Origin of the sequence: Exiguobacterium sp. s161, from assembly GCF_018619045.1 — a bacterium.
In the GTDB taxonomy this organism is placed as follows: domain Bacteria; phylum Bacillota; class Bacilli; order Exiguobacteriales; family Exiguobacteriaceae; genus Exiguobacterium_A; species Exiguobacterium_A indicum.
Genome location: NZ_JACSNH010000004.1, coordinates 100,453 through 125,897 on the forward strand (window position 1 = coordinate 100,453; position 25,445 = coordinate 125,897).

At 45.0% G+C, this 25,445-nt stretch carries 22 protein-coding genes; 10 read left to right on the plus strand and 12 right to left on the minus strand.

Annotated features, from left to right (window positions below; all coding sequences use genetic code 11):
* Positions 1 to 2 precede the first annotated feature (2 nt).
* Complete coding sequence (locus KNQ14_RS11715; RefSeq protein ID WP_023469778.1) at positions 3 to 1,625, minus strand: ABC-F family ATP-binding cassette domain-containing protein; 1,623 nt, start codon at positions 1,623 to 1,625, stop codon at positions 3 to 5.
* A 299-nt stretch (positions 1,626 to 1,924) separates the two neighbouring features.
* Between KNQ14_RS11715 and KNQ14_RS11720 the strand changes: the two genes are divergently transcribed.
* A complete protein-coding gene (locus KNQ14_RS11720) occupies positions 1,925 to 2,794 on the plus strand; it encodes a prohibitin family protein (RefSeq protein ID WP_214748831.1) in 870 nt (289 codons plus the stop codon).
* A gap of 88 nt (positions 2,795 to 2,882) precedes the next feature.
* Here KNQ14_RS11720 and pepT read toward each other — a convergent pair whose 3' ends face one another.
* Positions 2,883 to 4,118 (minus strand): peptidase T, encoded by a 1,236-nt coding sequence (pepT, locus tag KNQ14_RS11725; protein WP_133208493.1) that lies wholly within the window; start codon positions 4,116 to 4,118, stop codon positions 2,883 to 2,885.
* 109 nt (positions 4,119 to 4,227) lie between these two features.
* Between pepT and KNQ14_RS11730 the strand changes: the two genes are divergently transcribed.
* The gene (locus KNQ14_RS11730) at positions 4,228 to 5,226 is read left to right on the plus strand and encodes a zinc-binding dehydrogenase (RefSeq protein WP_214748828.1); all 999 of its coding nucleotides are present in this window, start codon (positions 4,228 to 4,230) and stop codon (positions 5,224 to 5,226) included.
* 85 nt (positions 5,227 to 5,311) lie between these two features.
* Here the strand turns inward: KNQ14_RS11730 and KNQ14_RS11735 are convergent, their stop codons facing one another.
* Positions 5,312 to 6,496, minus strand: coding sequence for a class I SAM-dependent rRNA methyltransferase (locus KNQ14_RS11735; protein ID WP_214861129.1), 1,185 nt, complete (start codon positions 6,494 to 6,496; stop codon positions 5,312 to 5,314).
* 184 nt (positions 6,497 to 6,680) lie between these two features.
* On the opposite strand from KNQ14_RS11735, the gene mutT reads away from it, so the two are divergent.
* Positions 6,681 to 7,085: an 8-oxo-dGTP diphosphatase MutT gene (mutT, locus tag KNQ14_RS11740; protein WP_058704348.1), complete on the plus strand. Its 405-nt coding sequence runs from the start codon at positions 6,681 to 6,683 to the stop codon at positions 7,083 to 7,085.
* On the opposite strand, the gene KNQ14_RS11745 is transcribed toward mutT, so the two are convergent.
* The 5 genes from KNQ14_RS11745 to KNQ14_RS11765 form a co-directional block, all read right to left on the minus strand.
* Positions 7,060 to 10,224: a DEAD/DEAH box helicase gene (locus tag KNQ14_RS11745; RefSeq protein WP_214861130.1), complete on the minus strand. Its 3,165-nt coding sequence runs from the start codon at positions 10,222 to 10,224 to the stop codon at positions 7,060 to 7,062. The genes mutT and KNQ14_RS11745 overlap by 26 nt on opposite strands.
* 127 nt (positions 10,225 to 10,351) lie before the next feature.
* Positions 10,352 to 10,804 carry an OsmC family protein gene (locus KNQ14_RS11750; protein ID WP_133208492.1) on the minus strand — a complete coding sequence of 151 codons (453 nt, stop codon included), beginning with the start codon at positions 10,802 to 10,804 and terminating at the stop codon, positions 10,352 to 10,354.
* Between the two features lie 80 nt (positions 10,805 to 10,884).
* Complete coding sequence (locus KNQ14_RS11755; protein WP_214748822.1) at positions 10,885 to 11,817, minus strand: aldo/keto reductase; 933 nt, start codon at positions 11,815 to 11,817, stop codon at positions 10,885 to 10,887.
* Positions 11,818 to 11,830: 13 nt separating this feature from the next.
* Positions 11,831 to 12,721, minus strand: a complete 891-nt coding sequence (locus tag KNQ14_RS11760) for an aldo/keto reductase (protein ID WP_214748818.1) — start codon at positions 12,719 to 12,721, stop codon at positions 11,831 to 11,833.
* Positions 12,722 to 12,807: 86 nt separating this feature from the next.
* Positions 12,808 to 13,293 carry a cupin domain-containing protein gene (locus KNQ14_RS11765; protein WP_214748814.1) on the minus strand — a complete coding sequence of 162 codons (486 nt, stop codon included), beginning with the start codon at positions 13,291 to 13,293 and terminating at the stop codon, positions 12,808 to 12,810.
* A gap of 156 nt (positions 13,294 to 13,449) precedes the next feature.
* Between KNQ14_RS11765 and KNQ14_RS11770 the strand changes: the two genes are divergently transcribed.
* From KNQ14_RS11770 to KNQ14_RS11780, 3 genes are all read left to right on the plus strand, one after another.
* The gene (locus KNQ14_RS11770; protein ID WP_087681678.1) at positions 13,450 to 13,731 is read left to right on the plus strand and encodes a putative quinol monooxygenase; all 282 of its coding nucleotides are present in this window, start codon (positions 13,450 to 13,452) and stop codon (positions 13,729 to 13,731) included.
* A gap of 219 nt (positions 13,732 to 13,950) precedes the next feature.
* A complete protein-coding gene (locus KNQ14_RS11775; RefSeq protein ID WP_214861132.1) occupies positions 13,951 to 15,354 on the plus strand; it encodes a YfcC family protein in 1,404 nt (467 codons plus the stop codon).
* Positions 15,355 to 15,453: 99 nt separating this feature from the next.
* Complete coding sequence (locus KNQ14_RS11780) at positions 15,454 to 16,275, plus strand: DUF1028 domain-containing protein (protein WP_050677198.1); 822 nt, start codon at positions 15,454 to 15,456, stop codon at positions 16,273 to 16,275.
* 41 nt (positions 16,276 to 16,316) lie between these two features.
* On the opposite strand, the gene KNQ14_RS11785 is transcribed toward KNQ14_RS11780, so the two are convergent.
* Positions 16,317 to 17,954, minus strand: coding sequence for a glycoside hydrolase family 55 protein (locus tag KNQ14_RS11785; protein ID WP_214861134.1), 1,638 nt, complete (start codon positions 17,952 to 17,954; stop codon positions 16,317 to 16,319).
* Between the two features lie 141 nt (positions 17,955 to 18,095).
* Between KNQ14_RS11785 and KNQ14_RS11790 the strand changes: the two genes are divergently transcribed.
* The 4 genes from KNQ14_RS11790 to KNQ14_RS11805 all read left to right on the plus strand — a co-directional run bounded on the left by KNQ14_RS11790 (position 18,096) and on the right by KNQ14_RS11805 (position 21,597).
* Entirely contained in the window at positions 18,096 to 18,869 is a 774-nt protein-coding gene (locus KNQ14_RS11790; protein ID WP_214861136.1) for a hypothetical protein, read from the plus strand.
* A 43-nt stretch (positions 18,870 to 18,912) separates the two neighbouring features.
* Positions 18,913 to 19,425 (plus strand): hypothetical protein, encoded by a 513-nt coding sequence (locus tag KNQ14_RS11795; RefSeq protein WP_251138390.1) that lies wholly within the window; start codon positions 18,913 to 18,915, stop codon positions 19,423 to 19,425.
* A gap of 253 nt (positions 19,426 to 19,678) precedes the next feature.
* Positions 19,679 to 20,662 (plus strand): YhdH/YhfP family quinone oxidoreductase, encoded by a 984-nt coding sequence (locus KNQ14_RS11800; protein ID WP_214748794.1) that lies wholly within the window; start codon positions 19,679 to 19,681, stop codon positions 20,660 to 20,662.
* 68 nt (positions 20,663 to 20,730) lie between these two features.
* Positions 20,731 to 21,597 (plus strand): SH3 domain-containing protein, encoded by an 867-nt coding sequence (locus KNQ14_RS11805; protein WP_214748791.1) that lies wholly within the window; start codon positions 20,731 to 20,733, stop codon positions 21,595 to 21,597.
* Between the two features lie 105 nt (positions 21,598 to 21,702).
* On the opposite strand, the gene KNQ14_RS11810 is transcribed toward KNQ14_RS11805, so the two are convergent.
* The 3 genes from KNQ14_RS11810 to KNQ14_RS11820 all read right to left on the minus strand — a co-directional run bounded on the left by KNQ14_RS11810 (position 21,703) and on the right by KNQ14_RS11820 (position 25,311).
* Complete coding sequence (locus KNQ14_RS11810; RefSeq protein ID WP_214748788.1) at positions 21,703 to 23,199, minus strand: M4 family metallopeptidase; 1,497 nt, start codon at positions 23,197 to 23,199, stop codon at positions 21,703 to 21,705.
* Positions 23,200 to 23,372: 173 nt separating this feature from the next.
* Complete coding sequence (locus tag KNQ14_RS11815) at positions 23,373 to 23,804, minus strand: GyrI-like domain-containing protein (protein ID WP_214748785.1); 432 nt, start codon at positions 23,802 to 23,804, stop codon at positions 23,373 to 23,375.
* Between the two features lie 19 nt (positions 23,805 to 23,823).
* Positions 23,824 to 25,311 carry an HD-GYP domain-containing protein gene (locus KNQ14_RS11820; protein WP_055969624.1) on the minus strand — a complete coding sequence of 496 codons (1,488 nt, stop codon included), beginning with the start codon at positions 25,309 to 25,311 and terminating at the stop codon, positions 23,824 to 23,826.
* Positions 25,312 to 25,445 lie beyond the last annotated feature (134 nt).

A 25,445-nucleotide genomic window follows, 5' to 3' on the forward strand; every position in this document is an offset into this window, starting at 1 on the left:
AATCATTGTGCGTATAACGCTGTTAATTGCTGTTGAATCGTATCGTTGTTCAAATACTCATCGTATGTCGTTTCTTTATCGACGATACCGTTTGGCGTCAACTCGATGATGCGGTTCGCGATCGTTTCGACGAACTGGTGGTCATGCGAGCTGAAGAGCATTGCGCCTTTATAAGCGATCAAACCATCGTTGAGTGCCGTGATCGATTCGAGATCCAAGTGGTTCGTTGGATCGTCGAGTACAAGGACGTTAGCACCACTGAGCATCGCTTTTGAAAGCATACAACGGACTTTTTCGCCCCCGGATAAGACAGATGCTTTTTTCATGACTTCTTCTCCAGAGAAGAGCATCCGACCGAGGAATCCACGGAGGAACGTATCACTCTCATCTGCCGGTGAATACTGACGGAGCCAATCGAGGATCGTCTTATCCGAGCCTTCGAAGAATTCCGAGTTATCTTTCGGCAAGTATGACTGGGAAGTCGTGACGCCCCATTTGAACGTACCGCTATCCGGTTCCATCTCACCCATAAGGATTTTGAATAGTGTCGTGATCGCGATATCGCTTTGGCTGATGAACGCGACTTTATCCGTCTTGTTCAACGAGAAGCGGACGTTATCAAGGACTTTGACGCCATCGATCGTCTTCGAGATGCCGTCGACCATCAAGAGATCATTTCCGATTTCACGTTCCGGTGTGAAGCCGACGAACGGATAGCGGCGTGACGATGGACGAATGTCGTCGAGTGTGATTTTATCAAGCAATTTCTTCCGTGACGTCGCTTGTTTCGCTTTTGAGGCGTTTGAGCTGAAACGTGCGATGAAGGCTTGAAGTTCTTTAATCTTCTCTTCTTTTTTCTTGTTTTGGTCACTTGCCATACGCGAAGCAAGCTGACTTGATTCATACCAGAAATCATAGTTTCCGATATACAGTTGGATTTTACCGTAATCAAGATCCGCCATGTGCGTACAGACGTTGTTCAAGAAGTGACGATCGTGGGAAATGACGATGACCGTGTTCTCGAATCCGATCAAGAATTCTTCAAGCCATTTGACAGCTTTCAGGTCGAGTCCGTTCGTCGGCTCATCGAGTAAGAGAATGTCTGGTTTACCGAACAACGCTTGCGCAAGCAAGACTTTAACTTTTTCAGATCCTGTCAGCTCAGCCATCGTTTTCGAGTGAAGGTCTTCCTTGATGCCGAGTCCTTGAAGAAGCATCGCTGCTTCCGACTCCGCTTCCCAACCGTTCATCTCAGCGAATTCACCTTCGAGTTCAGCAGCACGCATGCCGTCCTCGTCTGAGAAATCTTCTTTCATATAGATGGCATCTTTTTCTTTCATGACTTCATAGAGACGTTTGTGTCCCATCATGACCGTTTCGATGACTTGGAATTCTTCGTATTCGTAATGGTTCTGACGGAGAACGCCTAAACGTTCGCCTGGTGTGATGATGACATCGCCTTGTTGTGCTTCGATGTCACCAGCGAGAATTTTCAAGAATGTCGATTTACCAGCGCCATTTGCACCGATCAGACCGTAACAGTTACCTGGTGTGAACTTAATGTTGACGTCTTCGAATAATTTTCGATCTGCAAAGCGAAGACCGACGTTTTGTACTGTAATCATATAGAGATGAACCCTCGTTTCTAGTAAGTGATGTGCTCATTCGAGTGTACCACAAATCGTGATCTGTCGTAGAGCAGGCAAAGTTCCCTCCATATTAGGACAGAAATTAAAAATAAGCAACTGGACATTTAAAAAAATGAAACATTTTCCAGATGGATACGTAGAACAAAGTAAGGAATTCGTTAGAGGAGGGGTTAGATGGCCATCTTTTTCACATTATTGTTTTTCGCCCTCATCGTTTTGCTTGGCATGGAACTCTACCGCTATATCCAAGAAAAGATCGATAAAGGAGATTCAGAATGAGAGAAATCAAACCGAAGAAAAAAATTCGCCCATCGATGATCATCGCTGGTGTGCTCGTACTAGCGTTGCTTGCAACAACGCCGTTCATCGTTGAACAAATCGAACCCGGACAAGTTGGGGTCGTCTATACACCGTCAAGCGGTGTCAAAGATGAGACGTTATCGCAAGGCTGGCATGTCGTTTCACCGATCACGCGGGTGACGGAGTATCCGATCCGGACACAGACGAAGTCGCTTGAGAACATGACACTTGCAACCAAGGATGGAAAGAACATCGTCGTTGACTTTACATACAGCTTCTCCGTCTCACCGGATAAGGTGACGAAAGTCTTCAACAAGTTCGGACCGATCGAAATCGATGAGATTGCCAAAGGTTACTTGAAACAACGACTCTATGATGCGTCGCGTGAGCAAATCTCGAAAGTTACCGTCCTTGAACTGTTCGGTGAAAAATCAGGAAACGTCTCGACGAGCATTCAGACGCAGTTTGCAGAAGACGTCAAGGATATCGGTTTCATCATCGAGGATGTCGCACTCGGTGCACCAAAACCAGATGAAAAGACACAGGAAGCAATCGATGCGCGTGTCAAAGCGTCGCAGGAACTCGATAAAAAGAAAACGGATCTTGAAATCGCTAAAGCAGAGGCAGAACGTCTTCGCGTAGAAGCAAAAGGAGCAGCCGATGCGCGTTTGATCGAAGCTCAAGGGTTGGCAAAAGCACAAAAAGAATTACAGAAGACGTTGACGAAAGAAATGATTCAATACGAAGCTGTCAAGAAGTGGGACGGGAAATCACCACTCGTCAGTGGATCAGGGAGTATGGTTCAACTACCGATTCCTGACGGTACGACACAAGAAAAAAACTAATTGAAATATGTCTAAGATAAACCGCTTAAAGACCACAACGGTAGACGTGAAAAAAGCAGATTCTCAGCGCTGAGAATCTGCTTTTTGATTAGCGCGAAGCTTGTTCAAATCCTTGAGCGATGGCAATGATCACTTGTGTTGCTTTGACCATATTATCGACCGAAATGAATTCAAACTTGCCGTGGTAGTTCTCGCCACCAGTAAAGATGTTCGGTGTCGGAAGACCCATGTATGAAAGTTGTGATCCATCCGTTCCACCACGGATCGGCTTAATGATCGGTGTGATGTCAAGCGACTCCATCGCTGCATGAGCGATATCAATGATGTGCATGTGGGGTTCGATTTTTTCGCGCATATTGTAGTACTGATCGTGTAAATCGATTTCCACACTACCTGCGCCATACTTTTTGTTCCACTCATCGACAAGGGCAGATAAGAAGTGTTTCCGTCCTTCGAATGCCTCACGATCAAAATCACGAATGATGTAGTCGAGTGTCGTTTTTTCGACAGAACCGTCAAACGAAATTAAGTGGAAGAATCCTTCGAAACCATCCGTGAATTCAGGAGACTCTTCTCCAGGAAGACGATCGTGGAATGCCATCGCATGTTTCTGCGAATTGACCATCTTATCTTTTGCTGTTCCTGGATGGACATTCGTTCCATGGAAGACGATTTTGGCCGCAGCCGCATTAAAGCTTTCGTATTCGAGTTCACCAAGCGGACCGCCGTCGACCGTATAAGCATACGTGGCATCGAATGCTTCGACATTGAAGTGATGTGGTCCACGACCAATCTCTTCATCTGGTGTGAAGGCAACACGAATGCGACCATGCTTGATTTCTGGATGTGAAATCAGATGATGCATGGCTGTCATGATTTCTGCGATTCCGGCTTTATTATCGGCACCGAGTAATGTCGTACCATCCGTTGTCATTAAGGTATGACCAACATAGTTGTGTAGTGCCGGAAAATCAGTTGGAGACAGGATGACGGACGGTACTTCACTTAACGTGATGGGATTTCCGTCATATGCTTCCACGAGTTGCGGACGGACATTCGTACCTGTAAAGTCCGTTGCCGTATCAAGGTGAGCAAGGAAACCAATTGTCGGAATGTCTGCATCTGTATTAGCGGGTAACGTAGCCATGACATAACCATTGTCATCGACCGTGACCTCTTCCATGCCAATTGTCTTTAATTCTTCTACGAGCAAACGAGCCAGTGTCCATTGCCCTTCAGTTGTTGGAACAGTTGTACTCTCATAGTTCGACTGTGTATCGACTTTCACGTATGTAGTTAGACGATCAATCAATTCTTGTTTCAAATCAAAAACGTCCCTTCTCGTCATAAGATACCTTCATCATAGCATGAACGACTAATGTGAGAGAATTCTGAATCATGATAGACTAATAATGAAAAAGGGGGAATTCTTCATGAGAGCATTCGTAGTCGATCAGTATGGAAAAGACGCATCACTGACAGAAAAAGACGTCACACCTGAAAAAGCGGGGAAACACGAATTACGGGTTCAAATCGAGGGGTCGAGCATCAATCCACTTGATACGAAGATGTTCTTCGGACATGTGGCGGCGGCTTCGACGACTGGAATTCTCCAGGGCGATGTAACGGGGAAAGTCATTGAAATCGGCGAGGGTGTGACGTCTTTTTCTATCGGCGATCGCATCGTCGCATTCGGTGGCGGACTTGGAACACGTGCCGGTGCGCTAGCGGAAGAAATGCTTGTACCTGAACAGATGGCAGTCTTACGACCGGAAGGGGTCTCGGCTGAGGTTGCTGGTTGTTTACCGGTGATTGGGTTGACGGCGATGGAAATTTTAAAAGAGCGAATCGCGATTACCCCAGGCATCCGTGTATATGTAGCAGGTGGAACGGGTGGAGTAGGACATCTTACCGTACAACTTGCTCGTCATTATGGATGTGACGTCACAGCGAGCGCCTCTTCTGACGAGAAGGCAGCTTGGCTAGAAGCAAAAGGGATCCGCGTTCATCGGTACAAGGAAGAATCGGCTGAAGCGTTGCTAAACCGACTGGATCTGGACGGATTCGACGTCGTCATTGATACAGTCGGCGGTGACCATTTACAAGAATCGTTCATACTCGCTAAAGAGCGGGGACGCATCATTTCGATCGCGACACGGACGACACAAGATTTAACCATGATGCATAGTAAAGCTTTGTCACTTGAAGCTGTGTTCGTCGCGCTTCCGTTGCTGAAAGGAAAAGTAGATGAGATGAAACAACAGCAACGTCACTTATCAGAACTCGTTCATTTAGTGGAAGAGGGTGTCCTCGAGATTCGGATTGAAGAGCAGATTCCTTATGAACGCGATGCATTAAACGATCTCTATCAACGATTTGATCAAACATCACACTTTGGTAAAGTGAGTGTATATCCAACCCCTAAAAAATGATTCTCCATTCATTTTACATTTCCTGTTAAAAATATAAAAAAATCCGCTACTGAAAAATTCGGTAGCGGATTTTTTAGATAACAGATCATTTACGGCGAACAAGAATGCTTTTTGGAGCGAGTTGTGGCATGGAAGGAGGAGTCGGGAAATCTTTCTGCTCCGGTTGCTCCCACACGACTTCGAATTTTTGACGCAACTTGTTGAATGCTTGCTCGACAGCTTTTTTCAATTGTGATGCATCAAGAGCAGGACTATCTGTCGTAATCGCAAGCAGTCCTCCACGATTCGTCAGATGAATGACTTTTTGGATCCAAAGGGCGAGATCCTGTTCCGTCCGAAACTGACGTGTCCGTGTATTGACTTGTACGGGTGGATGGAACAAGACGACGTCAAAACGAGTCTTCTTATCCGCTTGTTCGATGTAGTCGAACGCATCCTGAACTAAAATCTTCTGTTTTTCGGGAGTAAAACTGTTCAACATTAGATTATCTTTTGTCTTATTTCGACTACGTGTCGAGAAATCAACGCTTGTCGTTCGAGCAGCTTCACCATAAAGGGCAGCTACCGTTAACGTTCCTGTATCGGAAAAGAGGTTAAGTACGGTCTTTCGTTCGACGGAATCGAGAAGGATTCGGCGAAGTTCACGTTGGGCAATGTCAAAACCAGTCCGCATACCAGCATCCAAGTCATATTCATACAACACACCATATTCTTGTGCGACTTCAGGAAAATCGCCTCGTTCGCCTTTCAAAAAGTCGTCGCCTTTGACCGGTTGAAGATCGACGAGGAAGTCTCGTTTTTCATAAATGCTTCTATAATTCAGTAGTGATTCAAGAGCTTCAAGAATCAGTGGGCGGAATGTATAGATGCCTTCATTTTCGAATGTAATGAGGTAATGATGATCATAACAGTCAATCGTCAAACCACCAATACCATCTCCTGCACCGTTAAAGATACGGAAGGCTTCTGAATACTCTTCAAAAAATTCATTTCGTTTGTCTAACGCTTTTTCAAAAAGTTGTTTGAAGAAGGCGACATCAATCGCTTCTTGCTCGTCCATTGAGAGAGTCCAACCGACACCTTTTTCCTGCTTGCCAAAATAACCGGTCGCGAGGTATTCTTTATGTTCTGTCATCAGATGAAGCAGTCCGCCTGCCTCTTTGACATGGTGCAAAGCTTCGAACATTTCCTTGCGTAAGGCGGGATACCCGCTTCGAATCGATTCAATCCATTTTGGTTTGACGACAATTGGATAAAGTTCACGAGACATGTTAGTTTCCTCATTTCTACTTGTGGATAAGTGCCATAAGTATACCATAAATGGGGTTATCCACATGTGGATAACTGGATATAATAAAACCGCTATTCTTTGCATAAGTCAAAGGAATAACGGTTTTTGTTATGATAAGCAGAGAACTGAAAAATCTATAATGATTTGGAGTGAAACATAAAAAATGAAAAAACATGTTCAAGTCGTAGGGGCTGTCATTCGCAACGATCATAATGAAATATTGTGTGCACTTCGTAGTAGCCAAATGTCATTGCCCAACTTATGGGAGTTTCCTGGTGGGAAAATTGAGCTACATGAAACGCCTTCACAGTCTTTAGTTCGCGAGATCAATGAAGAATTAAAATGTAATATTAAGGTCAAACAACCAATTGAAAAAACGACGTACGAGTACGATGCTATTATTGTTACATTGCATACGTTTGAAGCTGAAATCGTAACAGGAGAACCGATTGCCGTAGAACATGCAGAGCTTCGCTGGGTATCTGTTTCAGACCTTGATCAGCTTGAATGGGCTCCTGCTGATATTCCTGCAGTTGAGTACATTAAGAAAGAGTTTGCCACTCCTTAAACAGTTCAATTGATAGTGGAGAATGAAGTGACCAAGTCACACTAATCGGTTTAGAACCTGTACTTTGAAGATGCTTTAACTGGCCAAAGTATGTGAACGGTAGCGTTTTTCCTTGTTCTTTATCTGCTTTACGCATAAACAAATGAATACGAATTCCTTCGCTCTCATGGTTTTGATATAAAGTACCCGCTTTACCTGTAGCAGTTGCATTACTTTGAGACTGCCAGTGGAAACGATATTGATCTAAGAAATAATCGTTATATTTTAGTTGCTCATCAATGGCTTCATCTTTGTGTAAATTCACGAATAAAATGTAGTCGTCACCAGCTTGAGCTACGCCCTCACGCCAAGAACCTTCCTGACTTGGTGAACAAAGAAGACGTTGGATAACAGAACGATTGTATGTTTGATGTAATAGAAACGCCTGGTCTTCGATCAACCAGTTGATTCGATCTGGTAGTTGATGAAATGCAAGTAGACCTGCTTGGATAAAATGTATCATATATGAACGTAATTCAGTTGATTGTTGAAGTGCTTGGCCGACTGTATTTGAAAAGCGATAGCGCTCTTTTGATACAGCATCTAGCAATTGAATACGATCATTTTTAAACGCAGTAGACCAGCGTTTAAAAAGATGATGAATAATAGGTCGCTTTGAGAAAGAGTGATTCGTCGATAAGGCGAATTCTTTGAAAACTTCTTGTTCAATATCTTGAACTGAAGCAGAAGGATGATGCAGTAAATGTTTTAAAATCAGTAAGCTGAAGGGCTCACGAATTGGGAATAGTCCTTCGAACTGTTCCACAATTTTGCGTGTAGTGTCATCGAGCAATAAACGTAGTTCTTCGTCGGTAGCATGTTTTTCAAGTTGTTTAAGACGTAATGTACTTCTCCATTGCTGAACAATACTTTCAATAGCTGGTGCGTCTTTATGCGTAACTAAATCATTTAAACTCGGAGGATTTCCGATCATGCGTGTCAGCCTTTGATAACTTTCACGGAGCTGTTTGCTAGCTGAAAACTCTATTTTTTTCATTTGTTCAATAATAAATCTTTCTGTAATTGAATCTAGAATGGCTAAAGATCCTTCCGGTAAAATCGGAAAATGCTGTTTTACAGCAGTAGCAATTTTATAACGATCAATAGAATGAAACGATTGTTGACCAGACAACACAAGCGGTGCAACAAAAGCCTTTTGGCTATTTCCGATAAAATCTAAAATCGTAACAAATTCTTTTGAGCTATGTTTACGTAAGCCTCTCCCCAATTGTTGAATAAAAATAGTAGGAGACTCCGTTGGACGTAAAAATAGCATTAGATTGACTTTTGGAATATCGACGCCTTCGTTAAACAAGTCAACTGTAAAAATATATTGCAGTGGATCTTGATCGTCCTCTAGTCGGCGAATGGCCTCTTCGCGTTCATCTTCGGACTGTTTACTTGTAACAGCCATTGCTTCAATCTGATGTCGTTTAAATTCCTGCTCCATAAACTCTGCATGATTAATATTGACGCAGAATCCTAGTCCAACAGCCTGATTACCACTGAACCCAAATTTACGAATCATTTCAACAATATAATCTGTTCGTGTTGATCGTTCGAGTGCAACAACAAGATATTGTTCTACATAAAATCCGTTTTGTTGAGGAATAAGAGAATAATCAATCGATTCATCATCTTGAATCCCAAAATAATGGAATGGTGAAAGTAAATCTTGTGCTAAGGCATCATACAGACGTACTTCGTAAGCAACATTATAGTCAACAAGCTGAAAGATATTTTGACCATCCATTCGTTCTGGTGTTGCCGTTACGCCAAGCAAAAATTGGGGCTTAAAATAGTTAAGAATGTTTTGGTAAGAAGCAGATGAAGCATGATGGAATTCATCAATGATGATGTAGTCAAACGTATCCTTTAAAAATTGATTAAGATGAACCTCTTTTGAGAGTGTTTGAACGGTAGCGAAGGTAAATTGTGCATCTTGAATTTGTTGTGATCCTGAATATCTACCAAATGTATAACTTTCATTTGAAAAAACTTGTCTAAATGTATGCTCAGCTTGTGATAGCAATTTTCCGCGATGTGCAACAAATAACACTTTTTTAGCCTGAGCTTGACGGACATCAAATGCTGCTAAGTACGTTTTCCCCGTTCCTGTTGCCGCAATGACCATTGCTTTTGTTTCTTTTCGCTCGCGCAAACGATCCAGTTCTTCTAAAGCCGGAATCTGCATGAGGTTTGGTTCAATAACGGTGTAATCGACAGCGGGTTCGGCAATTGTATCGCGGATAGAAAATGATTTTATAGGTGGTGTTTCTTGTTGGTACTGTTCGTATTGAAGTAATAATTCTTCTGTACATACAGTCGCTTCGTGGCTGTTCCAAAGCTGTTCAAACAAGCTTTTCGCTTGAGTGACTAATGTTGTGACGGGTGTAGAAGGTATACGAATGTTCCATTCCATACCGTGTGTTAAAGCCGACTTTGATAAATTAGAGGAGCCAACAATAGCACTATCCAACTGATCAGGACGAGAAAATAAATATGCTTTCGGATGGAACGCATGATTTTTTTTAATCGGTTCATAAATTTTTACTTCGATATTGCTGAATTCCATCAAATGCCGGATAGCCTTCGCTTCTGTAATATTCATATAAAATGAAGTCAAAATGCGAATTGGTTTGTTTTGAGCTTCTGCTTCTTTTAAAGCTGGTACAAGCGTTTGGATTCCAGAATGTCGTGTAAAACTCACCATCCAATCAGCAGCAGATGCTGTCCATAATTCTTGATTGATATGATGCAATAACTGTTCTTGTTCGAGTTGGCCAGGAGCGATGAGTTCCCAAGCACGCAAAGAATTTTTATATTGTGTAGGTAAAGCATGAGTTGTGCTAGTAGAGAGTTCACGATGAAGTGGCGAGTCGATCGGAGGTTGATTTAAATGCAGGAGCCATTCATTGACTGTTTCAACCATTTGATCAGGTTCATCTTGTTTTTGTAAATGGTCTAAAGATTGATATAGTACTTGATTGAGATGTGTAAGTAATTCTGTTGTGTAGTCATGTGCTGGTACAGAGACACTTGTTGTATCGGATTGTGAGTTAGTTTCAGTTGAAGAACGTAGTGTTTCATAATAAGACATGGTTATCCTCCGAATGATAGTAAATGGTATTTAAAATGAATAAATCATCAATAATATACCAATAAATAGATAAATAAAGTAAAAAAATCATCATTTAACTAAAAAGTTAAACGATGATTTTTATTTGTTAATTTGAGATTCGCTCCACAACAGCCTCAAGCGATACTTTAACATTACCAGCTAGCGCCCGCGTAATCATACACGAACCTTCCGCTTTTTCAGCAAGACGTTGTGCCTTCTCCACATCACGATCCGACAGATCAGATGGCAATAAGAGTTTCGGACGATGAATGATCGCGTCGTATGTGAAGACACCGTTCGTGACATCGACGATGCCTTCAGATTCCATCGTTAACGAGACTTTTGGAATGTGACTACGCTCAAGCATCGCGGCAAGCGTGATGATATAGCACGTAGCAGCTGCCCCAAGTAACATCTCATCTGGATTCGTACCAACCCCTGGACCATCCATGGCGTCCGGAATTGAGATTTTTGTTTTTAGTTCACCCGTCTCGATCTGACCAACATCATTGCGATTGCCCGGCCAGTCTGCGGTTAAATGAAAATGGTGCTTCATGATCAATCGCCTCCATGCCTCCATCATACGTAGTTCAGCATGATTTTTCGCCTATTCTGCTCATGTACATACGAAGAGAACAATTAGCTAAAAATCTGGTCGATTTTTTCGATATCCTCTTGTGACAACTGAACATCTAACGTACGTAACGTATCCGTCACCTGATCCGGTCGTTTCGCACCAGGGATGATGGCATCGATACCGTCCTGTGCTAAATACCACGCGAGTACGACGTGTGCGACTTCCGCATCATGTGCTTCTGCGATCGGACGCAGTTGATCAACTTTTGCGAGGTTTTCTTCGAAGACATCTTTTTGGAACAAAGGATCGTTTTTTCGTAAATCATCAAACGTCGTCTCTTTCGTATATTTCCCTGCCAATAATCCAGCAGCGAGTGGGAAATACGGGACGAAGGACATACCGTTCTCAACAATATACGGGAGTAACTCTTTTTCCGCATCCCGTTTGAATAGGTTGTATTCCCCTTGGTAGACGTCGACATGTCCGTCTTTGTTCGCTTCCTTCAGTTGTTCGAGTGAGAAATTCGAGACACCGATTGCGCGAATCTTTCCTTCTTTTTTCAGTTCAGCGAGTGCTGCGACTGCTTCATCCTTTGGTGTCGATTCATCCGGAAAATGAATGTAATACAAATCGATATAGTCTGTTTGAAGACGTTTTAAACTCTCTTCGACCGATTGACGGAGAAAGTCTGGTGAATTGTTCATGACGACATTTCCGTCAACGAACTGATGCGCACCTTTCGTCGCGAGGACGACATCTTCTCGAGCGACCGTGTCGTTCCAGACCTCACCGACGAGTTCTTCCGAACGTTCTGGTCCGTAGATGAAAGCTGTGTCTAGGAAATTGATTCCTTGCTTCAAAGCGACACGAACGAGATCGCGTCCGGCTTGCTCATCGAGATTCGGATATAAGTTGTGTCCACCGACAGCATTCGTACCGAGACCGATGGGGTGAACGAATAAGTTAGATTGACCGAGTTGAACATGTTTTGTCATGAAAATGACCTCCTTAAACGATATCGAGTGGTTCTTTTTTCGTTGGTGCTGGGAACGCTTGATCAAGTGCAGCGAGCTCTTCCTCTGTTAAATTCAGAAGCGCAGCGCGACCATTGGCTTCGACATGATGTGCCTGACCAGCCTTAGGAATCGCGATGACGTCACCTTCACGAATCGCCCATGCGAGTAGAATCTGTGCCGGATCCACACCGTGTGTCTCAGCGAGTTCTTCGACAGTCGGATGATTCAGAAGTTGATCGCGTAATGAACCACCTTCTGCTAGTGGGCAATACGCCATCACTGGTATACCATGCTCACGTAGTAACGGTAATAGTTCATACTCGATTCCCCGTGATCCAAGGTGATAAAGTACCTGATTGACAGCGCATTGATCACCACCTGGCAGTGCCAACAGTTCCTTCATGTCTGATACGTCAAAGTTCGATACACCCCAACGGCGAATCTTGCCTTCTTGTTTTAAAGCTTCCAGCCCTTCGACGGTTTCTTTGAGTGGAATATCACCACGCCAGTGAAGGAGGTACAGATCGAGATAATCGGTACCAAGACGTTCAAGTGTGTTGGAACAAGCCTGCTTCAATGCTTCTCCGCCAGCGTGATGCGGATACACTTTCGAGACGAGAAAGACTTCCTCTCGTCGATCTGCAATCGCGTCGCGAATTAATTCTTCAGAAGCACCTTCCCCGTACATCTCTGCCGTATCGATGAGTTCCATTCCACTATCGAGACCGACACGGAGTGCTTCGATTTCTGCTTCGTGCTTCTCCGACTCTTCTCCCATCCGCCATGTGCCTTGTCCGAGTGCCCGAACATGTGTCTGATCGGGAAATGCCACCGTTTTTTGCTTTAATGCAGCAAGTATCAACGTCTTTTCTGTTGCGTTCATCGTTCTTCCTCCTTTAGTAGAGAGACAATAGTAGGGTTTACCACACGAACTCCGAACAAAAACGTCTTCTTCAAAAGAAGGAGACGTCACCAATGCTCAAACAAGGGACCGTGATCACCGAATACAGGATCTTGAGTTGGACGCATCACCTGACGAATACGTTGAAGATTTTCCGGGCGTTCACTTGTTTGACCTGTCAGCGTGTCGTAATCTTGACCATCCGGATAGGCACCGATTACTCGAAAGTGTCGGCTTGTATCAAGTGCTTTATGTCCTGTACCGGCAGGAAGTAAGAGAACATCTCCACTCGTCAAAGTGAAGGTCTTACCGAGCGGACCACCCAGCTGAACGGTTGCATGCCCTTCAAGAATCCCGATCACTTCATGGGCAATACTATGATAATGATGAAAGTCAAAAATGCCATCCACCCAGCTGTTACGCCAGTCATGTGCATGGAAGGTCTGTTCGATGTGTGATGGCTCTGCAAATGCATGTCGATAAATCAACACGGGGAATGTCGGGTTGTTCGGAATGTGCCCGTCATCCTCAAAGTAAAATACCTCAACGCGCATCTTCGTTGCTCCTTTCTCTGATGTGGCACAAAGTAATAATTACATCTGTAATTACCCGTAATTAAATATCATCAATCGTCCGAGCATCTTTATGGCGTAACGAATTCGGAGGTGCTAAGATGCTTAAGTTAACGAAATTACAAAGGAGGCTTTTCGATGATCGCCATCGAAGCAAAATTAGAAGTACAACCAGCAAAACGAGAAGAGTTTTTAGCAGCAACAAAAACGTTAGTAGAAGCATCACGTGCTGAAGCTGGAAACATTGGCTACGACTTGTTCCAAAGCACAGAAGACGAAAATGTCTTCATGATGATTGAAAAATGGGAAGACCAAGCTGCAATCGAAGCACACAACACGAGTGCTCATTTCGGACAGTTCGTTGCGTTTGCACAAACGGCTCTCGCTAAACCATTAGACGTTCAATCGTTCCAAGCATAATCATAAGCGATTGACGAGACACATAAGGAAGGTATTCTAGGTTCGTGACCTAGCATATCTTCCTTTTTTTGTTTCATGCGACATGATCGGTTAAAGCCCTTATTTAAATTAGAAGTATTCCACTTTTCTTTTACAATCGTATGACATTTCACTGAAACTGTTAGTTTTTCCCTGATTAGGGCATTATTCTTATAAAGACACAAAAAGGAGGCTTTTATCATGAATGAACGAACGAATGCACCAGAGTCGAAGCGATCATTCTTCAAGATGCCTCATACATATGCCATCATCATGGCAATTCTCATCATCTCAGTCATCTTGACGTATACACTTCCAGCAGGACAATTCGATCGTGAAAAGCAAGACGGACAGACTGTCGTCATCGACGGTACATATCGCGCGGTAGAGTCTGCACCTGTCAATCTTTTTGGTTTATTTGAAGCAATCCCAAAAGGTATGGAAGCAGGTGCTGCGATCATCTTCTACATCTTTCTTGTCGGTGGTGTCTTCGGTATCATTCGCCAAACCGGCGCCATTGAAGCAGGAATCAATCAATTGATTCGCCGATTCGGTCAAAAGGGGCACATCATGATTCCGATGACGATGTTCGTCTTTTCGATTGCCGGGGCGACGATCGGGATGGCAGAGGAGACAATCATCTTCGTGCCGATTGGGATCATGTTAGCGCGTGCCCTTGGATATGATGCGATGACAGGAGCCGCGATCGTCAGTCTAGGGGCGGCGGTTGGTTTTGCCGGCGGGATGTTGAATCCGTTTACGGTAGGTGTCGCTCAATCAATTGCGGAAGTACCGCTCTTTAGTGGTCTCGGGTATCGAACGGCTGTTTATATTATATTTTTAGCGGTGACGATTCTTTATGTCATGAATTACGCACGGAAAGTTAAACACGATCCGGCGCGTAGTCTTGTTTATGATCTTGAGCAACGTCGTTCGGAAGAAGCAGCGACGACGATTTCACGCTTTTCGAAACATCATGCCTTCGTCTTACTCATTTTAATCGGTGGCATTACGCTCAATGTGATCGGAATCTTTGAGTGGGGCTGGTATTTGACGGAATTAACCGCATCCTTCTTGATCATCGGTATGATTGCGGGAATCGTTACGCTTGGTGTGAACGGTACGTTTGAGAGTTTGATTGACGGTGCGAAAGCCGTGACGTTCGGCGCATTGATTGTTGGATTTGCTCGAGCAATCGTCGTCATTCTTGAAGAAGGACGTGTTATCGATACGGTCATTTACGGCTTATCGAATGCCGTAGGACATTTGCCGACGTTCTTCGCTGTCATCGGGATGTACGCCGTGCAATTGATTACGAACTTCTTCATTCCATCTGGGAGTGGACAAGCGGCGACGACGATGCCCATCATGGCACCATTGTCCGATTTATTAGGAATCGAGCGTCAAGTGGCTGTCTTGGCATTCCAATATGGGGATGGATTGACGAACATGATTTTCCCGACGAGCGCACATTTGATGGCGTTTCTCGCGATTGCAGGCATTCCGTATGAGAAATGGTTACGCTTCGTTTGGAAACTCTTCGCGATTTGGATTGCCTTGGCATGTGCCGCCCTACTACTTGCCGTAACACTCGGTATTCAATGAAGTCGACCTTCCGGACGGATGTCCGGAAGGTTTTTCAGTTGCAGGAATCGGGAAGCGTTATCACGAACGGAATAGGTAATGACTAAAGGGGGAACTGAAGTGACATATTCAATCGTTGGGTATTGTGAAAAAGAACAAGCATGGGGCGTTGCCGTTCAGTCGAAGTTTTTAGCCGTCGGGAGCGCTGTTCCGTTTGCGAAGGCAGGAGTAGGTGCTGTAGCGACACAATCATTTGCAAACACGACGTATGGCCCTGAAGGATTACGGATGATCGAACAAGGTGCTTCAGCGGACGAAGTGTTGCGTCGATTGACGGAAGCAGATGAAGGACGAGCGGATCGTCAAGTGGGAATCATTGATGCGAATGGCAAGAGTGCGACATTCACGGGAGAGGGATGTAACGACTGGGCAGGCGGTATTGCCGGGAAACACTTTGCAGCGCAAGGGAATATTCTTGTAGACGGTAACACGGTAAAAGAGATGGCACGTGTCTTTGAATCAACACAAGGTCCGCTCGCAGAACGTTTGTTGCGTGCGTTAGCAGCTGGTCAAGCAGCAGGCGGGGATTCACGCGGAATGCAATCAGCGGCACTCCTCGTCGTCAAGGAGGGTGGCGGATACGGTGGATTCAACGACCGATATATTGATTTACGCGTTGACGATCATCCGAGTCCGATTGAAGAGCTCGAACGCATCTATCAACTGCATACACTTTATTTGCAACCGAGTAAGCCAGAAGAAATCAAGCCAATCGATGATGCCTTAGAGTCAGAGTTGATGGATAAATTATTAGCGCTTGGCTACCGCGGTGATTTCGAAGACGCGTTCCGGACGTATCTGCATACGGAAAACTTCGAGATGCGCGAACAAGCGGAGCGTGCGATTGATACACGTGTTCTCGCGTATATTCGAGCACAATGAAAAAATGACAGGATGGACCGCGGTCCATCCTGTCATTTTGTTCATACTTGTGTCGACTGGGCGCGAATCGGTACTTTGAATCCGGTCGCGATGAACCGTTCCATTTCCGGCTCGGATTTAGCGTTCAAACCAACTGTTCCGTCTCCTTTTAGTGCCACGTTCGTCAGCTTGACACGCGTGATGTCTGGACCGATCGTAATCCCATGTTTGGCGGAATCCTCAATGCGGATATCACGAAGGCACACGTCTTCAGCTCCGTTTTCTCCACCAAAGATTTGGATGTCCGTTTTCGCTTGTCGGAATCCGCTCATCTTCAACTGACTGATCGTGACGTTCCGTGCCTTATATTGAATCCCAATCATCGGTTGTTCTTGATAGTCATAATACGGATCACCGAGCACCGTAAAATCATGAATGACGACATTACGGTAAGCGGAAACAACGAGCGCACGCGGTTTTGAATTCGCATAGAGTTCCGTATATTTAGGAGTCTGAGCGATCAAACGCGTTGCGATGATATTATAAGCCGTTTGAGATGTCGGATCAGTCGCTTGATGGTGACCAATGTGTCGGAAGTTAAAGGCGCGATGATCATCAATCGATAGGTGTCCGACGATTTTGACGGTCGAGGCAGCAGAAGAGGTCGCATGTGCCTTGATCTCAAGTCCACCGAAACAACGACTTGTTGCGTTGTTGAACAACCAAACGTCGCGTGATCCATCATCGATTTCGATACCATTTGAATTGGAGAAGCCTTCTGCATGGGCACGTCCACTTGGGTCATGCATGAAACAGTTCGAGATGAAGAGATGATCACTATGATGCGTCGTAATCCCGTCATCGCCGAATCCAGAACCGATCAATCCGTCGAACCAGATGAATGAACTACTTAAGTTCGCGCGGGCGCCGTCCCCGTTGTAATTGTAATAGGGCGTCGAGATATCGAAACAGTGAAGCCCCGGGTTGACGGCCTCGACATCAAAGACCCAGGCATAGGTGACATGCGCATATGTGAGACAACTGGAGTGGTTGCCCCATGTGCTACTTTTTTTCGCGTCACCGATGCGTTTAATGTTCCAATCGAGCGTCATTTTCTCGACGAGTAGATGATGATTACCGAGAAGATAATTTTGATTCGTCACGAGACGTCGTCCTTTTGGTGCCTCATCGTGCATCTTTAAGATTGTCTTCCCTTTACCGGCTCCTGTTAAAATCGTATAACTAGGCAAACGAATCCCTCGAACGATGTACGTACCGGCTTGGACATGGACTTGTCGATGTCCATCACCGAGTGCGTCGATGAATGCTTGTGTATCATCCGTCTGTCCATCACCGACTGCGCCAAAAGCAGTGACATCGACGGTTTCGACATCGCTGATCAAACGTTCGAACTCATGATTGAGACGACCGAACCAACTCGGTCGAATCTCATCGCGTGGTGTTACGAAAGCGGGTGTCAGCGGTAGAATATGTTTATCACGGTTCGTCAAAAATAATGGCGAGATCATCGAGCGAAGCGTTCGACTGAGGTTAGGATTGCGTCGTGGTGCGACGAATGGACTATCGTGTAGCAGTTGTTCCGCTTGTCGAACTGCTTGTTCGTTGGTTGACGTTTCAACGTATTCCTGAATCAACGCCGCATTTTGATACGGATCATGCGTGTGATCGAGTTTTAACATGAAATGGTTCCCCTCTCTGAATAGGTCTGTTTACCTTTTCCCCTCTCCTTACACAATCATTCCTCGTTTCAAGACATCCATAAAAATACACAAAAATTTTTAATATGGATTATAATGGTATTTAAAAGAAGGGGTCTTCTGATGTCACTTCGAAAACGACTCGTAATTGGTATCGGACTGATTTTGCTAATCTTAGGAATCGGTAAGCCACTGACAGAAGCGGCTGTTCAAGCACTGAAGCCAAAAGAGGTTCAGACGTCTGGAATCGAAACAAATAGATCGTGTAAACCGAATTGCAAGAAAAAAGGCGAATTGTTAAACATTCGATTTCTTTCGTGGTTACCTAAAAAGAAAATGAAGAATGATGAAGATTTACGTGTTTGGGACACGAACGAAAAGCCGAAGAAGCAGAAAGACCTCAAACCGAAAAAGAAAAAGAATAAGATATTCACTATAGGGGTTGAAAATGCTGAGCGCGGTACGAACGAAAAAGGGGGATCGTCCTCATCGATCTTACTGATGAGCTTGCTTGTTTTACCTCTAGTCATCATAAGCTATATCGTTTGGCGAAAACGTCGAAAGACCAAGAAGCAGGACGAGGAATCGATCAGAGCCGACATCCCGTTACAGCCCTTAGCCAACGACTTTGTTTTAACTGAGAATCCGGTCGAGCTACCAGATGTCTGGATTCGCAAACAGCTTATCCAGTTCAATCAGATTCTCCCGGTCCGTTTACAGCGACATGATACAGAAACACTTCAGGAATGGTGCCTGCGGATCGGATTCAAACCGTCACATATCCTAATAAAAGCCTACCTCTTAGAACGCTACACAGAACGAACTGCTACGATATCGGAGATGGACAAGCAAACGATTCAGGGAGAATTTGGTGCCTTTGTCCATCAGTTTGATTGAAACCTTTTGAAAGGAATGACGTAAATGGAACAGGAAAGGGGAGATGATGATGTACCTAGCAGATGCCGTGAAATTAAAGAGTATTTTGAGGAAACAACTCGATCAGCTAATCGAAGAAATGGAGCGCGTCGCGTTCATTGATTTAGAAAAGGGAGAAGCACTCCCGACGCAACAAGGACGAACGATAACTGACGTAGAAGCCGCAATGGACATTGTGCGTTACGACATGCGGGTCTTAGATCGTCTCGTTTATGCAGCAAATTTAAACACCGTGATCGCGATGGATGAAGGAGACATGCCGCTCGTCGAAGCAATCGAGTGGGCTACCCAATTGCGGGCGAAGGCACAAAATTACCAGATGCTTGCGAGTCGACCGAAACGTGAGTTCCAATACGGATTCGAAGGGACGACGGTCATTCGCCATGCCTTGTTTGATCCCGATACTTATCGCCTAAAGGCGGAGGAAGTGGAGCGACAAGCGCACAAAGTATCAAATGCGATTAATGCTGCGAACTACCAGACGACGATCGATTTTGATGGTGGACGTTATATGTAACTCCTTGGCGTGGTGAGACTCCACGTCAAGGGGAGGGGACGGACCTCAATTTTCCTCTGTGGAGAAGAAATGGCGACGGCAAACCGATGACCACGAACCATTGACAGATTGACCTGTTACCTTTGACCACCTATGGAACCCTGATGCTTTTTCCGTCCCGCTCCCTGCCGTTTCTTTGAGAAACGGCAGGGATTTTTAGTGTGTCGATGGAAACAACAGGGTATAGAGAAGCACAAGCGAAAGGAGAGAGATCATGGAACACACTTTTTCAGCATTCGTCGTTCGAGAAGTCGATGGATCATACGAGGGGAATATCGAGACAAAGCACGTCGATGATTTACCAGAAGGAGACATCCTGATTCGTGTCACGCACTCATGCGTCAATTATAAGGATGCTTTATCGATGTCGGGTAATCGTGGGGTGACGAAATCCTATCCGCATACCCCGGGCGTTGACGCAGCAGGATTCATCGAACAAACGACTGATGAACGATTTCACATCGGTCAAGCCGTCGTCGTCAATGGCTTTGATTTCGGGATGAACACTTCGGGCGGATTTCAAGAATACATACGTGTACCAGCCGATTGGGTGACGTTACTTCCAGAATCCATTCGTCCATTAGAAGCGATGCAATATGGAACGGCCGGATTGACGGCGGCACAATCGGTTGATGAATTGTCACGAATCGTCTCGAAGGATGCAGGACCAATCCTCGTGACGGGAGCGACGGGTGGTGTTGGTACGATTGCGATCGCTTTACTAATTCGATTAGGATACACGGTACATGCCGTGACTGGAAAACGGTTAGAACAAGACCGATTGCTAAAAAAAGGGGTGGCTGAGGTACTAGACCGCACGACGTTCCTAGAAGAAACCGATCGTCCTCTAAAAAAAGGGCTTTATGCCGGCGTCATTGATACGGTGGGTGGACCTTTACTCGCATCCGTCATTCGCTTCGTACAATATGGTGGTGTCGTGACGACATGTGGAAACGTCGGTGGAGCAGAGATGACGTTGACAGTCTATCCCTTCATTCTACGTGGCGTTCGTTTGATCGGAATCGATGCGGTCCAAACTCCGATTGCATACCGAGAAAAGTTATGGCAACGTTTAGCAAATGAGTGGCAAGTCAGTCTTGCGTCAGAAGTCGATGTCAAAACACTAAAAGACTTACCAGAAATCGCAGAAGCCTTGCTGACTTCACGTCATCGTGGTCGAACTGTCATCGAAATTTAAATATTTCGAGTAAACATTGGTGGTATAGTGGGGAAAAACTGTGTCGACTTTTTCAGGAGGAACCATACATGAGTGAACACCAACAAGAACAAGAACGACAGTCTCGACAAGAAAGACGGAAACAGAAACGCAATCGTCGAGGGATTGCCTTTGGTGGTATTCTCGCGACATTATTCATCGTCGGTGGTTGGTTGTATATGTTGACGAACAACGACGCCTCTCAAGCAACATCGACGCTCGAGAAGCCGAAAACGACCGATCAAGCGACACAAAACGAGGAGTCGAAGAAGGAAACAGCAACAACGGATGATAAAAAAGAAGCGAAAAAAGAAAAGAAGAAAGTAAAGAAAAAAGCAGCAGAGTATGCGCAAGCGGCTTGGGTGACGCGTCCGTTCGCGAACGTCTATAGCGATGCGAGTCGTAGTAGTGTCATCTACAAAGCAGATTTAGGTGATGTCTATGAGGTGTTAGATGCGAAGGACGGTATGGTCCATCTCAAACTCAATGACAGCATCGAAGGATACTTACCGGAAAGTGATGTTCGTTTGGAAGCACCAAAAGGAACGTCAGACGAAGCCGTCCTTGCGGCACTCTCGCAAGCAGTCGCTAATCAACCAATCGACAAGCCGGAGCAGTATCTCGGAAAACCGATTGCTGAATTCGAAGCGAAGTATGGTGCTGTTGGTAATACACAACAAGATGCCGTCAATACGTATTACTTCTCGAATGCTGGATATCTGCTCGTCGTCTCTGACGGAATCATTGAAGCGATCGACTGGACGAATGCTTCGACTGGTGGATTATCGACACTTGGTGAACCCGTTGTCGATACGAGCTATGGTACGTGGTATGAGGGAGAATCCTTACAACTAAAAGTGTTCCCGGACAACGGAAAGATGCGTCTACGTCTTGCGCGTGATCCTGGACAAGAATGAATGAACGGCGGATTCGCTTTAAGTGAATCCGTCTTTTTTGCGCAAAAAACCTCCCGAGTCCGACACTCGGGAGGAAATATGAAAATCCTTTGGGAGGAGATTTTCTTAGTAGACGCCTACTGCATCAAATGATTTCGCTGCAGCTGTTGCTTCTGCACTTGTTGAACCGTAAAGATCTTTCGCCGATTGAACGACTGCTGCACGGAGTGAGCTGAAGTTCGAGTTCGGCGTCAAGTACGTGTTGAGAGCACGGTAGTAGATCGCACCGAGTTTCGGTACGCCGATTCCTGTGACAGATACGTTGTAGAACGTTCCACCGTTACCGAGGAGGTAAGCGGCTTTGTTGATGATACCAGAGTTGATGTGGACACCACCGTTATCTTGTGTACCTGTGTAACGTTTAGAGTAGTGATCTGGATCACCGTAAGCAGCTGGGTTCGACATCGAACGGAGTGCGTCACCGCTGACTCCTGGTGTGTAGATGTCTTCTCCTACGAGCCAGTCGAAGTTCGATCCGACTGTATACTCAGCTACTGTACCCATGATATCTGAGACCGCTTCGTTGATCGCACCAGATTCGTTTTGGTATACGAGGCCAGCTGTGTATTCTGTGACAGCGTGCGTCAATTCGTGAGCGACGACGTCAAGTGCGCCTGAGAGTGCGACGAATGTCGTGCCATCTCCGTCACCATAGACCATCTTCGTGCCATCCCAGAATGCGTTGTTGTAGTTCGTTGAATAGTGGACCGTTGAGTTCAAGCGTGCACCAGCGTTGTCGTAACTGTTACGACCATATGTGTTTTTATAGAAGTCATATGTTTTTGCAGCGTTGACGTGTGCACTGACAGCAGCGCGGTCATATGTCGCGTTGAAGACGTTATCTGCATCTGCCCAGAGTGTTCCCGGGAGTGATGTCCGGTTTTTCGCGTCGTATGTGTAGACACCTTTTCCACGCGTCGTATCTTGAAGATAGTATTTCCCAGCACTCAACGTCGTGTTGAACGTTGCGCTTGTTCCAAGTACTGTCGTACCTGTTGCGTGAGCGAGTTGGTCGAACTTGTTAAGTACTTTACCTGAGTTTGCATCGATGAAGTATGTCCAACGTGATGGCTCTTTGCCTGCGAGGACCGTCGATGTGACTTTGTATGCATAGACAGCATCATCTTTTACTGGATAGATGACGAGTTCTGCTTTTGGAGCGACTTCGAATTTAGAAGCCTTGATTGCTTTTTGATAAAGTTTGATGGCTTTCTTTTCAGAGAGCGTTGCTTTTTTCGCGAGACCTGGTTTTCCTTTGACGTTGATTGCATCGTTTACGACTGCTTTCAAAGTACCGTCTTTCGCGACGTTCCCGACGACGACACTACCAAAGACAGGGACGCCATCCACTTCTTGTTGGAGACGTACGATCTGTGAAGATCCGTCTTTTTCGACGTTCTGAACAGCAAAGTCACCTTTTTTGTTCACGAAATCTTTAACGATCGTTGCAGCTGGTTCTGACGAAGCTTTCGTGAGCTTACCAGACTGAAGACCTTCTGCACCTACTACCGTAGGAACGACAAGCACACTTGCGACAAGCGATGTAGCGAGAAACTTTTTCAAAATAAATCGCCTCCTTGTTTGGGTTGAGTCTAACTATGCCAAAGAATTAGAGAAGCGAGAATAAGTCATTCGAATTAAATAGAATTTTCTGAATATAGTCCGTAGTACCTGGACTGAATTATTAACTGTAAAAGATATTTCAAGACGAAAAAAGAACCATTCAAGAGAATGGTTCAGCGAATGCGTTGGTAGAGATGGTGGACGTCATCTCGGGTCTCATCAATTTTAAAATCACGTGGATCAAGCTCGATTCCTTGCTTTGAAGCAAAGCGTTGGATTTTCTCGAATGATTTCCAAATTTCAATATCCGGTCCTTCGTGCTTCCAGAAGACATAACGCGCAGCTGGAATCCGGTGACCTTTCATTCCTTTTGGGATGCCATCGAGTGAGGAGACGGGATACCCGACACATTGGGAGTACTTGGTTCCATTTCGTTCGAGTGAGATATCAAGCGGATAGCTATCTGGCTTTGCAGGAATCTCATGTGAACGTCTTGAAAATTCACGCCAGAGTTCCGGCATCAACGTATGCAGTTCGTTTTCTTCGCAAGTCAGTCCAAGACCAACAAAATAAAATTCATGACGTTCCACGATTTTCGGATGCATGAGAATCTCCTTTCCGTATTTATGACACGTCTTTGATTAGCGAACGTTTCAAGTCTAGAAAAAGACGCGTAAAGGTAGCATCCCATTGTGTACCCATGCCTTCTTCTAAGATAGATAAAGCTTTCTCAACAGGCATTCCCTTACGATAGGGACGATCGGATGTCATCGCATCGTAGGCATCGGCAATGGCCATGATTCGACCGAACAGTGGAATGTCTTCTCCTACGAGACCTTCCGGATACCCCTTTCCGTCGTAGCGTTCGTGATGGTACTTTACCCCAGGAAGAATCGGTTGTAACGTCTTTGGGAGCTGAACTTGCGATAGAATGTGCACACCGATGACAGGATGTTGTTGGATGATCTGAAATTCTTCGTCAGTCAAGCGTCCTTCTTTCAACAACACATCATCTCGAATCCCAATCTTTCCGATATCATGTAACAGCGCTGATTTACGTAACAACTCGATTTGTTCGTGCGGCAGGTTTGCAGCAGTAGCGATTTCGACGGAATAGGCAGCAACGCGAAGCGAGTGTCCGGCCGTGTAAGGATCCCGGGCATCGAGTGTTGCCGCAAATAACGTAAACAGACTATCGAGCAATTGCTCATTTTGTTCATCGCGTTTTTTGATTCCTTCCATCATCAGGTTAAAGCCGGAGACGAGATGAGAAAATTCATCAGAATAGGGATTTGGTAACGAGATGAGTCGATTATTTTCGACATCTTGAATCCCTTGCTGGAGAATCGCAATCGGCTTTCGGATGTTTTCATAAAGAAGAAGACTACAAAACGTCGCGACGGACAAGATGACGACTAAGATGAGTGTCGCCCAACTCCAGTAGGAACGAAGGCTCTCATTTTCCGTTAGTTGTACAGCTGAGGCGAGAACGAACAGCATGACCGGAAAAACGCCGATGATCAAGGTGCTGATGAGCATCTTGTGTCTTAACGTGACAACCGTCGTTTTTTTCGGAACATCGAATCTGCGATCAAGAGCATGTTTCTCTAAAGTAAGTAGCATCTGCTCCGTGACACGATAAGTCAGAAAAAACTCGATCAAAGCGTGGAGAATTGCGACGAGGACAGCACCAAAACAGGCGAGACCGATCAAATAGTACGGCATTCGTAACCATCCTTGAGAGATCGCGAGTGCCGTTAAAAGTGACGAAGGAACCGAGAGACCTAAGAAGTGTGGTCCCATGATTCGCTGAACTGTCAGAACCGGAAACCGATGCGCTGTCCGATAAGCATTTTGAAAAGAAGACAGCGAAGGAAAGTCAGTTTGAAAGAAGTATCGCAAAGAGCGAACATGCTTTGAGTAGACGAGATATTCTAATAAAACCATTAAACTAACAGAAAAAAACATGATACCAATTAGAATGAGTTGTTCTGTACCGGTAAAAGTCAGTGTCTCAAAAATAAATAGACATCCGACGCCGAACACAGCGACAAATGAACCAATTAAATAGTTTCTAAGCAAATGACGTTCAAAACGTTTTATAGCGCTCATTGTATCCTCCTTATGTAATCATCAGAGTGTTTTCAGCGTACCGTGAAACAAAAGAAGAAATCCGGTCATTTTTACAAAAAAGGAGAGTGATTTTTAAAATAACTGATTAATTTAAATTCCAAAAAATAGGTATG